Origin of the sequence: Corallococcus sp. AB049A (genome assembly GCF_003668885.1) — a bacterium.
Lineage (GTDB): Bacteria > Myxococcota > Myxococcia > Myxococcales > Myxococcaceae > Corallococcus > Corallococcus interemptor.
Genome location: NZ_RAWL01000290.1, coordinates 1 through 11,147, shown reverse-complemented (window position 1 = coordinate 11,147; position 11,147 = coordinate 1). Strand labels below are relative to the sequence as shown.

At 70.4% G+C, this 11,147-nt stretch carries 12 protein-coding genes; 7 read left to right on the top strand and 5 right to left on the bottom strand.

Annotated elements, in window-relative coordinates:
- On the bottom strand, window positions 1-230 hold a 230-nt coding region (locus D7X55_RS42965; protein WP_147470218.1), incomplete at its 3' end, for a hypothetical protein.
- Window positions 231-348: 118 nt separating this feature from the next.
- Window positions 349-2,013, bottom strand: a complete 1,665-nt coding sequence (locus D7X55_RS26745; protein WP_121724537.1) for a M14 family metallopeptidase — start codon at window positions 2,011-2,013, stop codon at window positions 349-351.
- A gap of 126 nt (window positions 2,014-2,139) precedes the next feature.
- Between D7X55_RS26745 and D7X55_RS26740 the strand changes: the two genes are divergently transcribed.
- From D7X55_RS26740 to D7X55_RS26725, 4 genes are read left to right on the top strand one after another with little or no spacing between them, the layout of a single operon-like run.
- Window positions 2,140-3,183: a hypothetical protein gene (locus D7X55_RS26740; RefSeq protein WP_147470217.1), complete on the top strand. Its 1,044-nt coding sequence runs from the start codon at window positions 2,140-2,142 to the stop codon at window positions 3,181-3,183.
- On the top strand, window positions 3,173-4,111 hold the full coding sequence (locus tag D7X55_RS26735) for a hypothetical protein (RefSeq protein ID WP_147470216.1): 939 nt from the start codon (window positions 3,173-3,175) through the stop codon (window positions 4,109-4,111). The genes D7X55_RS26740 and D7X55_RS26735 overlap by 11 nt, the downstream gene beginning before the upstream one ends.
- Window positions 4,098-5,183 (top strand): hypothetical protein, encoded by a 1,086-nt coding sequence (locus tag D7X55_RS26730; RefSeq protein ID WP_121724534.1) that lies wholly within the window; start codon window positions 4,098-4,100, stop codon window positions 5,181-5,183. Before D7X55_RS26735 ends, D7X55_RS26730 begins: the two co-directional genes overlap by 14 nt.
- Window positions 5,184-5,186: 3 nt before the next feature.
- Window positions 5,187-6,137: a DUF1152 domain-containing protein gene (locus D7X55_RS26725; protein ID WP_121724533.1), complete on the top strand. Its 951-nt coding sequence runs from the start codon at window positions 5,187-5,189 to the stop codon at window positions 6,135-6,137.
- Here the strand turns inward: D7X55_RS26725 and D7X55_RS26720 are convergent.
- A complete protein-coding gene (locus tag D7X55_RS26720) occupies window positions 6,134-6,961 on the bottom strand; it encodes a hypothetical protein (RefSeq protein ID WP_233610087.1) in 828 nt (275 codons plus the stop codon). The genes D7X55_RS26725 and D7X55_RS26720 overlap by 4 nt on opposite strands.
- Window positions 6,962-7,021: 60 nt before the next feature.
- Between D7X55_RS26720 and D7X55_RS26715 the strand changes: the two genes are divergently transcribed.
- The 3 genes from D7X55_RS26715 (at window position 7,022) to D7X55_RS26705 (ending at window position 9,361) form a co-directional block, all read left to right on the top strand.
- Window positions 7,022-8,047: an AraC family transcriptional regulator gene (locus D7X55_RS26715; RefSeq protein WP_167510921.1), complete on the top strand. Its 1,026-nt coding sequence runs from the start codon at window positions 7,022-7,024 to the stop codon at window positions 8,045-8,047.
- A 160-nt stretch (window positions 8,048-8,207) separates the two neighbouring features.
- Window positions 8,208-8,462 (top strand): hypothetical protein, encoded by a 255-nt coding sequence (locus tag D7X55_RS26710; RefSeq protein ID WP_233610086.1) that lies wholly within the window; start codon window positions 8,208-8,210, stop codon window positions 8,460-8,462.
- Between the two features lie 50 nt (window positions 8,463-8,512).
- Entirely contained in the window at window positions 8,513-9,361 is an 849-nt protein-coding gene (locus tag D7X55_RS26705) for a hypothetical protein (protein ID WP_147470215.1), read from the top strand.
- A 4-nt stretch (window positions 9,362-9,365) separates the two neighbouring features.
- Here D7X55_RS26705 and nth read toward each other — a convergent pair whose 3' ends face one another.
- Together nth and D7X55_RS26695 are read right to left on the bottom strand one after the other, a co-directional pair.
- Window positions 9,366-10,001 carry an endonuclease III gene (gene nth, locus D7X55_RS26700; RefSeq protein WP_121724530.1) on the bottom strand — a complete coding sequence of 212 codons (636 nt, stop codon included), beginning with the start codon at window positions 9,999-10,001 and terminating at the stop codon, window positions 9,366-9,368.
- 10 nt (window positions 10,002-10,011) lie between these two features.
- The coding region (locus D7X55_RS26695) for an iron-containing alcohol dehydrogenase (RefSeq protein WP_147470214.1) at window positions 10,012-11,147 on the bottom strand (1,136 nt) is incomplete at its 5' end.

Below are 11,147 nucleotides of genomic sequence, written 5' to 3'. Positions count from 1 at the left end.
CGGTACACGTCCGCGGCGGGGACGCTCAGCCGCACTTCCAGGGGACGGTGGGGCGCGTCCGACAGCCACAGCGCCGGTGTCTCCGGCCCGGGGGCTCGCTGGCGCCAGGCGCGCACGGCGAAAAAGCCCACGGCCATGCAGAGCGCCAGGGCCACCAGTCCCCAGACGCGCGTCACACCTGTGCGCCCCGGAAGGCGCATGCCTCCGGGCGTCTGCCTCTTGCCAGCCATCCGGGGCCTCCCGCGTGCCCCCGCACACGTCTCCGCGGGTCCTGCGGGAGACAGTCTAGGGCCAATGCCCCCGGGTGTGACAGACCCGGGGGCGAAGAGGTGTCCGGAGGTGTGACGCCTACTCCACCTTCTGGGGGGCGCGCGTGGACTCCACCACCCGGTGGATGGGGTACAGCTCGCCCACCTTCAGGCTGTCATCCAGGTACTGCCAGCGGCAGAAGCCGTCGTCCGAGTGCGGCTCCAGCAGGTAGGTGATGAGCGTGCCCGTGCGCTGGCCGGTGCCCACCAGGAGGGTGCCGGCGGGGAACTCCTTCTCGGAGCGCTCGGGAGCCACGGTGAGGATGGTCTCGAAGCGCACCGGCTTGGGCTTCTGGCTGAGCGGCACCTCGTCCTGGCCCGGGGGCGGCACGTTGGCGGCCACGTCCGGGCTGAAGGTCTCCTCCTTGCGCGCGATGCGGTAGCTGTCCACCTGGAAGCGCTGCGCCTTGGCCAGCTTCTCGTAGCGGATGCCGTGGCCGTCCAGGCGCGCGGCGAGCGACGCGGGCACCAGGTAGCCGGCCGGCGTGCTCACGGCCTGCGTGGGCACGAAGGTGCGGTGGTGCGGCGTCTTGTAGACCTTCTTGCGCTTGCCCGGGTAGCGACGGGCTTCGATGCTCGCCTCGTCGAAGGAGTTGATGACGGCGGTGTCACCGTCCTTCACGTAGGCCGGGTAGTCGAACACCAGCGCGCCGTCCGACGCGCGCTGCGCGACGCCGTAGTTGATGCCCACCCACTGGCGCACGTCGGGGTTCTGGCCGCGCGCGATGATGGCCGCCTCCTCGAACTCGGTGACGCGGCGGTACTCCTTCGCGTAGCGGGCCGCGTCGCGGATGAGCTCCAGCACCCACGCGCGGATGACGGCGCAGCGGCGCGGGAAGTCGATGTAGCTGTACGTCTCCAAGAGCACGTCCAGCCGGCCCAGCAGGCCGCGGTAGTGGCTGCCGAAGCGGGGCAGGGCGGGGTAGGTGTGCCAGCCGGAGCGCGGGTCGCCCTCCTTGCGGAAGTTGCCGTACCAGAAGCTGTCGAAGCCGTGCTTCGTCTTCACCGCGGCGGACACGCGCTCGGCCAGCTCGCGGTTGTAGTCGCGCGAGGTGTGCAGCAGGTCCGCGTTGCCGTGCGGGATGTCGAAGGTGAGATCGAAGCCGTGGATGCTGCCGTCGGTGGTGTGGCAGTCCACGAAGAGGTGCGGCCACCACGCCTGGTACAGCTTCGCCAGGGCGCGCGTCTCCGGCGCCTCCTGCTTCATGTTGTCGCGGTTGAGGTTCCAGCCCTCGCCCGTGTAGCGCATGCCCACGCCACCGGGCGGGTTGACCTGGCCCTCCAGGTTCTTCAGGTCCAGCGCGCGGTTGCCCTTGCTGATGCGATCATTGCCGTCCGGGTTGAAGTTGGGGACGAAGACGAGGACCAGCCGGTCCAGCAGCTTCTTGCCCATGGACGTGAGGGTGAGGTCGCGCGCGAGGGCCTGGAGCGTCTCCTTGCCCTCCACCTCACCGGCGTGGATGTTGGCCTCCACCATCACGATGAGCTTCTTCTGCTTCTTCGCCAGCTCCGGCGTGAAGCAGTTGCGGTCGCTCAGGATGAGCGACATGAGCGGCTGACCTTCACCGCTCTGGCCGAAGTCCACGCGCTTCGCGAGCTTCGTCTGGGCACACAGGGCGTCGACGAAGGCGACCACGTCGGCGCTGCGGGACGTTTCCTGATAGTCGGTGGCTTCCGCGCGGGTGAGCAGCTTGGGAGTGGGCATAGGTGGCGCGCATCCGAGCGCTCCGGACCTGCCGCGTCAAGCACGCGTGACGTGGGGCTGCCTTGCCGCTCCGTGGCGGTGTCCCATATGAAACCGCCAGCCAGGACATCCTAGAGGGGCTTGATCATGCGTTGGGGCGATCAGTGGCGAGGGCACGCGTGCGCCGTGCTCCTGCTGTCGTGCGCGGCGGTGTGGGGGACGGGCTGCAAGAAGGAACCGGCGCAGGCGAGCACGCCGGTGGACGCGGGCGTGGTGGCCGTGGCCGCCGTGGACGCGGGCGTTCCGGATGCGGGGACGGTCGCGAAGGTGGCGAAGCCGCTGAAGTTCTCGGACGTGACGCTGACGCCCCAGGGCACCAGCGTGCTGGTGATGTACACGCTGACCAATCCGGGGACGGCGCAGGGGCGCGGGGATGCGTGCCTGTCCCTGCACGACGACCAGGGCCGGGTCATCGAAGTGAAGCGGATGGGTGGCATCACCGTGAAGGGCGGGACGACGGACACGTTCGAGGACAAGGTGTCCCTGGGCGGGACGTCCTGGAAGCAGACCCGGACCGTGATGCTCTACACTGCGGGCGAGTACCGCTGCTCGAGCGGAGTGTCCTCGGCGACCAGTGAGCTCTTGCGCCTGCTGCCGACGGGCCAGCCCGCTCCGGCGGACGCACCCGCGCCCCAGGAACTCCAGTCGTCGCAGGCGACCGACTTCGAGGTGTCCGGCGTCGAGCTGACCCAGGCCGGCCAGTCCGACGACTACACCCTCAGGTACACGGTGAAGAACGTGAGCGACCACCGGGCGTCGGGCTCGGGGTGTCTGCGGGCCTACGTGCAGGAGGGCGCGCCCCACCTGGAGGAGTCGCCGGAGGGAGACTTCAGCCTGGCCCCGGGGGCTTCGGAGACCATCAAGGACTCCGTCATCTTCGACAATGACCGGAACTGGGACCGGGTGACGGTGCTGCGCCTCTTCACCAGCCCCTATGGCTGCGCGGATGGCGCGGACACGGACAACACGGGCTTCAAGTTCATGAAGCCTGAGTCCATTCACGCGCCGGAGGAAGGGGTGGAGGCCGAGCCCGCCGGGGACTCCGATGACGAAACGGGGATGGACTCGAGCGACGCCTACGATCCGGAAGAGGAATTCAACAGGGAGCAGCAGGCACCGCATGGGGAGTGATCCGCGGAGGGTGCTGGGCACGGTGTTGTTGTTGGGCTTCGCCGCGCTGTGTGGCGCCGGGTGCAAGAAGGAACAGCCCCAGGCGAACGTGCCCGTGGACGCGGGCGTGGTGGCCGTCGCCGTGGTGGACGCGGGGCCCGTGGCTCAAGGGGTGAAACCGCTGCGCTTCTCGGACGTGACCCTTCAGCGCCAGAAAGACCGCGTGGCCGTGACGTACACGCTCACCAACCCGGGCACGGCGCAGGCACGAGGGCCCGCGTGCCTGATGTTGATCGACGCGGGAAACCGCTCCATCGCCGTCCAGCGGATGGGGGGCATCACCGTGAAGGGCGGGTCGGAGGACACGTTCGAGGACGAGCTGATCGTGGCCGACCTGCAATGGAAACAGGCCCGCGCCGTGCTGCTCTTCACGGTGGCTTACGGCAAATACTGTTCCCAGACCGAGCTCCAGCCCACCAGTGAAACCCTCCGGCTGCTGCCGACGGGAGCGCCCGGGCCCGCAGGCCTGCCGATGCCGGTTCCGGCGGAGGAGGTGACGGCGGCGGACCTCGTGGTGTCCGACGTCCGGGTGCGCCGGTCCAGGGCGCCGGCGGGCGCCTCCGTCACCTTCAAGGTGAAGAACGTGAGCGGCCACCGGGCCTCGGGGTCGGCGTGTCTGCGGGCCTATGTGCGGGAGGGCCTGTTCGCCCTGGAGGAGAACGAAGTGGGCGAGTTCGACCTGGCGCCGGGGGCGTCAACGACCGTGAAGGGGACCGGCACCTTCGGCGATGCCAGTCACTGGGACGAGGTGACGGTGCTGCGCCTCTTCGCGCACCCCTATGGCTGCTCGGAGATCGCGGGGCCGGACAACCCGGGCGTTCTGGTCCACAAGCCCTTGGATGCGGAGAACGCGGCTGCCAGTGAAGAGGCTCATCATGACGCGGAATGACTGGCGGAGGCGGACCCTGGGCCTGCTCCTCGTGGGGAGCGCGGCGGCGTGGGGGCCGGGATGCAAGCGGGAACAGCCCCAGGCAAGCGTCCCGCCTGACGCGGGCGTGGTGGCCGTGGACGCGGCGCCTGTCGCGAAGGTGGCGAAGCCGCTGAAGTTCTCCACCGTGCGTCTCGTCAAGGAGAACGGGAGCCATGTCGAGGTGACGTACACGCTCACCAACCCGGGGACAGCGCAGGCGCGTGGGGATGCGTGCCTGGCACTGCTCGATGAAAAGGGCTTCACCGTCCACGAGGCCCAGATGGGAAGCATCACCGTGAAGGGCGGCACGGAAGACGTCTTCAAGGATCGCGTGTACGTGCGCGAACCGGACTGGGAGCAGACCCGGACGGTGCTGCTGTACACGGCGCGGGACTATCAATGTGACAAGGACCGCTTCCAGGAATCCAGCGAGCCCCTGCGCCTGCTTCGCACGGGAAGCCCTGCTCCCGCGGACGTGCCGCCACCCCAGAGGCCGCGGAAGCCTGCGCCGGGGGAGATGGAGCTGTCCGGCGTCACGCTGTCGCACGACAGCACGCTCGGGCTGTACCGCCTCCAGTACACGGTGAAGAACGTGAGCGCCCGGCGCATCAATGGCCAGTTCTGTCTCCAGGGGTATGGCGAGGACGCGCACCCGAGCGAGGAGAAGGCGGCCCTGTTGTCGGACGACCTGGACGCCTTCAGCATCGCGGCGGGGGCGACGGTGACTGTCACCGACCTCGTCGACATCTTCGACCGCGAGCGCTGGGACGAAATCGTCTCGCTGGACCTGTTCCTCGATGCGCGTGGGTGTGAGTCGAAGCCGGAGTCGGCGCCGGTCCGGCTGCGGTTCGACAGACCCGCGAACCTCCATGACGCCGACGCGACGGACGAGCCCGAGGCCGACGACTCCGACGACGAAACGGCGGAGGTGAACGAGGGCGACGCCACTGACCCCGCCGAGGACGAAACGGGGATGGATTCGAGCGACGCCTACGACCCCGCCGAGGAGTTCCCCGAGAAGCCGTCCTCGGATGAAGAGACGGTGGACTGAGCCATGGATCTGGCCACCTCACCCTTGTTCGAACGGCTCCAGCGCGCGGACCACGTGCTCCTCGCGGGAGCGGGAGGCGGCTTCGACATCTACTGCGGCCTGCCGCTGTATTTCCGGCTGCGCGCGATGGGCAAGCGCGTGTCGCTGGCGAACCTGAGCTTCACGGTCCTGGACCGCGTGGACGGGCGCGTCGTGGCCCCGGGGCTGATGGAGGTCCGCGCGGAGACGCAGGGGCCCGAGCACTACTTCCCGGAGGGCGTGCTCGCGCGGTGGTTCCAGGCGCGAGGCGAGTCCGTCTCCATCTACTGCTTCGACAAGGTCGGGGTCGCGCCGCTGAGCGCGGCTTGGGCGTCGCTCCAGAAGGAGCTGGGCTTCGACACGGTGGTGCTGGTGGACGGCGGCACGGACATCCTCATGCGCGGCGACGAGGCCGGGCTGGGCACACCGGAGGAGGACATCTCGAGTCTCGCGGCAGTGGATTCACTGTCGCTGCGGGACAAGCTCATCGTCTGTCTGGGCTTCGGCGTGGATGCGTTCCACGGCATCTGCCACGCGCACTTCCTCGAGGCCGTGGCGGACCTGAGCCGGCGCGGGGCGTACCTGGGCGTCACCGCGCTGCTGCCGGGGATGCCGGAGGTGGACCGCTACCGCGAGGCGGTCCTGTACTCGTCCGAAGAGATGGCCCGGCGCCCGAGCATCGTCTCGCTGTCCGTGGTGGGCGCCATCGACGGCGACTACGGCGACAAGCACCGCACGTCGCGGACGCAAGGCAGCAAGCTGTGGATCAACCCGCTGATGAGCATGTACTGGGCCTTCGACCTGGACGCGGTCGCCAGGCGCTGCCTCTACCTGGAACAGCTGCGAGACACGCACACGAGCTGGGAGGTCGGCGCGCGCATCGAGACCTTCCGCGCCCGGAACCCCACGAAGTCGTGGGAGGACATCCCCGTCTAGCGCACCGGCATCCCGAGCACGTACGTGACGGAGCCCTTGCCCTTCTCGCGCACCTCCCCCACCTCCCAGGTGTAGCCGGGACGCTGGAGGCTCTGGGGCAGGGCCTTCAGCTCCTCTGGCCGGTGGGCCCGCAGCGTGGACACCAGCCCGTCCCACGTGAGCGCCAGTGGCGCCACGGGCAGCGCGTAGGTGAGCAGCAGGCGTAGCGGTGTCAGGGGCCGGATGAACGGCGTGAAGAGCAGCACCAGCAGGGGCACGAACAGCGTGCCCAGCACCCCGCCCGGTGTGCGGTGCACGACCTCGAAGGCCGCGAAGGCTTCGCCCCGCCGCTGCGCGTCCTCCAGCACCTCGCGGACCTCCTCCGGCTTGAAGTGGTGCAGGGCATTGAAGAGCGTGCGCATGCCGCGCAGGTCGGCTGGCACCTGCCGCGCATCCACGGGCCGGGAGAGGTACGTCGCGCCTTCTGAACGCGCCCGCTCGGCAGCCTCCGCGTTGGGGTAGAGGTCCGTGAGCACGGCCTGTGTCTTCAAACCGTGCCGCGCTTCCAGCAGCCGCTGCATGCGGGGCACGGGCCCCCTGCCTCCGGAGCCCAGGTCCACCAGCGTGTCCGTGCCAGCCGCCTGGAGCCCCCTCGCGAGCACGTCCGCGGCCGCGTCGAACAGCCCCATCCGGGTGGACACCGTGTGCAGGTAGTCCGTGGACAGGTTGCGCGCCGCGCGCGGATACCAGGGCTGATCAATCAACTCGAAGAGGTGCAGGCGGGGCAGCAGCGTGGCGGTGAAGTCCATGCGGGACAAGGTGCCGCCCGCGTGCGCGGGATGCACTGCCCGCTGGCGCCAGAACGGCTTGCCGCTCGCGCCAGGCGGTCGCTAGCGTCCCTGTCCGTGCCTCCCTCCGCTCCGCCTTCGCTCTCCGCCCGCCTGGCCCGGCAGGGGCTGCTCGCGGCGGCGAAGCGCGGCGTGCCCGCGGAACGGCTCTGCGCGGAGGTGGGGCTGCGGTGGTCCGAGCTGGACGACCCGGAAGCTCGCATCCCCTACGCCTTGCTGGACGACATCCTGGAGCGCGCCGTGCTGCTCACCGGCGATGACAACCTGGGACTGCACATGGCGGAGCTGGACGTGATGGACGCGGACGACCCCGCGTCGCTCGTCATCCTCACCAGCGCCAACCTCCGCGAGGCCATGGTGCGAGGCTGTCGCTACCAGCGCGTCTGGGGCGACGGCGAGCGCTTCGCGGTGGAGGACACGCCGCGCGGCGTGCGCATGCGCTTCACGCCCATGGGCCCTGGATGGCGGCCCGCGCACCGGCACCTGTCGGAGCTGGCGCTGGTGCAGCTGGCCACGGGCATCCGCGTCTTCACCGGCGCGGACGTGCGACCCCTCCGCGCGCGCTTCGTCTACCCGGCGCCCGCGGACCTGCGCGAACACGAGGCCCTCTTCGGCTGCCCGCTGGAGTTCAACGCTCCGGCGAACGACCTGGAGTTCTCCGCCGGGGACGCGGACCGGCCCTTCGTCCACGCGGACGCGCTGCTCAACGCCGTGTTCGAACACCAGGCGCGCCGCGCGCTGGAGCGGCTCCCCGTCGCGGACACCCTGGCGGATCGCGTACGCGACCAGGTGCGGCGGACGCTGGCGGGAGGCGACTTCTCCTTCGCCTCGGTGGCCAGGGCCCTGCGCGTCCCGTCCCGCACGTTGCAGCGCCAGCTGGCGGCGGAGGGCCACACCTACGCGGGCCTCGTGGAGGCGCTGCGCCGCGAGCTGTCCCAGGGCTACCTCCAGCGGCGCATGTCCATCGCGGAGGTGTCCTTCCTGCTGGGGTACGCGGATCCGGCCGCCTTCCACCGCGCCTTCAAACGCTGGTGGGGCACGTCCCCGGAAGCCTTCCGCAAGGCCCGGGCGGCAGGGGGCTGACAGGCAAGCAGCGCTCCGGGGCCTTCCGGGAAGGAAACCAGGACTTTGTCGGAGAGCAGGCGTGCCTACGTTTCACCCCAGAGGGCCGGGACCCTCGGGAGAGACAACCATGTGGACACGCCACTTCAATGGGCTCGTCGTACTGGGTGTGATTGGGACCGTGAGCTTCACGGCCGGCTGCAATGAACGTCAGCAGCAGTCCGTCAACGAGAACGCCCGGCAGGTCGGCCAGGAGGTAGGCGAGGCCGCCAAGGACGTCCAGCACGGTGCCAGCCGGGCCGCGGACAGCCTCCGCGAGTCCAGCCGCGAGGCCGCCCAGGGCTTCCGGGAAGGCGTGGGCGGCTCCGGGACCACGACCTCGGAGGAGCAAAAGGCCGACGAGCACCGCATTGACACGACGGTCCACGAACACTGAAACACGCCCCGGCACGCCGCTCTCCCGTGCGGTGTGTTTGAATGTGGACCATGGTTGCGGCCCCAGCCCTCCGTGGTCCATTCGCGTCCACCGTCCGGTGGCTGTGCCTGTTGCCGTGCCTGCTGACGGTGGCGTGCGTCACGACGCGCGAGGTGGCGACGCGCGCCCCCACGCTGGAGGAGAAGTGCGAGGGCGGCAGCGCCTGGGCCTGTGAGACCTGGGGACAGCAGCTCCAGGTGGACCACCGCACGGAGGAGGCGGACCGGGCCTTCGGGCTCGCGTGCGCCATGGGCTCCACGTCCGCGTGTCTGACGCAGGGCAAGGACCGGCTGGCGCGGGGCGACCTGGAGGGCGCGGAGGCGCCGCTGCGCAAGTCGTACGAGGAGGATTCGGAGGAGGCCACGCTGGCGCTCGCGGACCTCCACGACGCGCGCGGAGACGCGGTGGGCGCGGCGCACTTCCGCTACGAGGCGCTGGCCATCGACAAGTCGACGACGGAGTTCGCGCTGGGCTGGCGTGTCCCGTTCGACGGCGGCGTGGGCCTGGCGCTGGACGTGAACGTGCAGCCCATGGGGCTCAAGGCCCGGCGGCTGACGCTGGGCGCCAACGTGGGCCTGGACGCGAAGCGGGTGTCGCTGAACGCCACCGTGGGCTACCAGCACTTCGTGACGAACTGGTTCGCGCCTTATGGCCGGGCGCTGGTGGGCCCGTACCTGGACAACTCGCCCTCGCGGCGCACCCCCATCAACCTGGGGGCGGAGCTGGGCATGAAGTTCTTCGCCGGGCCCCTGGGCCACCTGGGCACCGGGTTTGGTACCTCGCTGGACGGCTCCACGTACTACTTCCTTGAAGCCGGGCTGGACTGGGTGCTGACGCTGGCGGTGCTCGCGCACCTGTGACGGCTCAGGCCACGCCCAGCTTGGGGCACACGTCGTTGAACAGGCACTCCGCGCACTTGGGCTTCTTCGCCACGCAGGTGTAGCGGCCGTGCAGCACCACTGCGGGACCGAAGAAGGTCCAGTCGTCCTTGGGCACCAGCTTCATCAGGTCCGTCTCGATGGCCTCCGCCTTCTCCTGCTTCGTCAGGCCCATGCGCTGGCTGACGCGGGCCACGTGCGTGTCCACGATGACGCCGGAGGCCTGGTTGAAGGCGGTGTTGAGCACGACGTTGGCCGTCTTGCGCGCCACGCCGGGCAGCTCCACCAGGTCCTCCATGCGGTCGGGCACCTCGCCCTGGTGCGCATCCAGCAGCGCGCGGCTCACGGCCTGCACCGTCTTGGTCTTCTGCTTGAAGAAGCCGGTGGGCTTGAGGTCTTCCTCCAGCTCCGCGGTGTCCGCGTCCGCGAGCGCCTGGGGGCCGTCGTACTTCTTCCACAGCTCGGCGGTGACGCGGTTGACGCGCTCGTCCGTGCACTGCGCGGCGAGGATGGTGGCCACCAGCAGTTGGAAGGGCGTGTTCCAGTTCAGCTCGTACTTCGCGTCGGGATACTTCTCGCGCAGGCGTTCGAGCACCACGGGGACGAGGGCGGCGGGTTTCATGGGTGGGTCCTCACATCGACCGTTCGACGAGCGCCGTCAACTCCGCATCGGTGAGCGGCAGCGGATTGCCCTTCATGCTGCTGGCGGCGCGGGCCTTGACGACGAGCCCGGGCACGGCCGCGTCGGTGAGGCCCATGTCGCGCAGGCCCCGGATGCGCACGGAGTCCACCAGGTCCTTCACCCACGCGATGCCGTCCTCGGCGCGGGCGTTGGACTGGCCGGTGAGCAGCACCGCCACCTCACGGAAGCGGGGCAGGGCAGGGTGGTCCGGAGCGCGTGAGCGCAGCGCCTCCAGGTTCACCTCCAGCGTGGCGCCCAGGAGCGCCGCGCACAGCGCGCCATGGGCCGCGCCGAGCATCCCGCCCAGCGGCGCCGCGAAGCCATGCACCGCGCCCAGCCCTGAGTTGGCGAGGCACAGTCCGCCGAAGAGGCTGGCCAGGGCCAGGTCCTCGCGCTCCGCCGGGCCCGGGCCGTGCAGCACGGCCTTGCGCAGGGAGCGCGCCGAGCGCTGCATGCCTTCACGCGCGAGCGCGTCCGTGAGCGGCTGCGCGCGGATGGACAGGAACGGTTCGATGAGCTGCGACAGCGCGTCCAGCCCGCCCGCCGCGAGCACCTCCGCGGGCGCATGCTCCAGCAGGTCCGGGTCCACCAGGGCCACGCGCGGGAGCATCATCGGGCTGCGCAGGCTGGCCTTCACGCCGGCCTCCTTCGAGCCCAGCACCGCGTTGCGCGTCACCTCGGAGCCGGTGCCCGCCGTGGTGGGCACCGCGACGAACGGCAGCGACGGCTTCGTCAGGGCCTGTCCCTTTCCGATGACCTCCAGGTAGTCCAGCGGGTCGCCCCCGTTGGCGGCGAGCGCGGCGATGGCCTTGCCCCCATCGAGCGCGCTGCCTCCACCGATGGCGACCACGGCGTCACAGCCCGCGTCCACGGCGGCGGCGGTGCCTTCGCGCGCGAGGTCGACGGTGGGCTCTCCCGGGACGCGGAAGGAGGCGCAAGGGATGCCCAGCCGTTCGAGCCCCGTGCGGACGGGCTCGGCGCGGGCGGGGTGGGTGCCGGTGACGAGCAGGACCTTCCGGCCGCCGAGGCCTCGCACGAGGTCGGGGACTTCCTGGACGCGGCCCGGGCCGAAGAGGACGCGGGTGG

Coding starts and splice junctions, on each gene's coding strand:
- D7X55_RS26735 (WP_147470216.1), top strand. CDS start 3,173: ATGGGGAGTGATCCGCGGAGGGTGCTGGGCACGGTGTTGTTGTTGGGC.
- D7X55_RS26725 (WP_121724533.1), top strand. CDS start 5,187: ATGGATCTGGCCACCTCACCCTTGTTCGAACGGCTCCAGCGCGCGGAC.
- D7X55_RS26705 (WP_147470215.1), top strand. CDS start 8,513: ATGGTTGCGGCCCCAGCCCTCCGTGGTCCATTCGCGTCCACCGTCCGG.
- nth (WP_121724530.1), bottom strand. CDS start 10,001: ATGAAACCCGCCGCCCTCGTCCCCGTGGTGCTCGAACGCCTGCGCGAG.
- D7X55_RS26745 (WP_121724537.1), bottom strand. CDS start 2,013: ATGCCCACTCCCAAGCTGCTCACCCGCGCGGAAGCCACCGACTATCAG.
- D7X55_RS26740 (WP_147470217.1), top strand. CDS start 2,140: ATGCGTTGGGGCGATCAGTGGCGAGGGCACGCGTGCGCCGTGCTCCTG.
- D7X55_RS26730 (WP_121724534.1), top strand. CDS start 4,098: ATGACGCGGAATGACTGGCGGAGGCGGACCCTGGGCCTGCTCCTCGTG.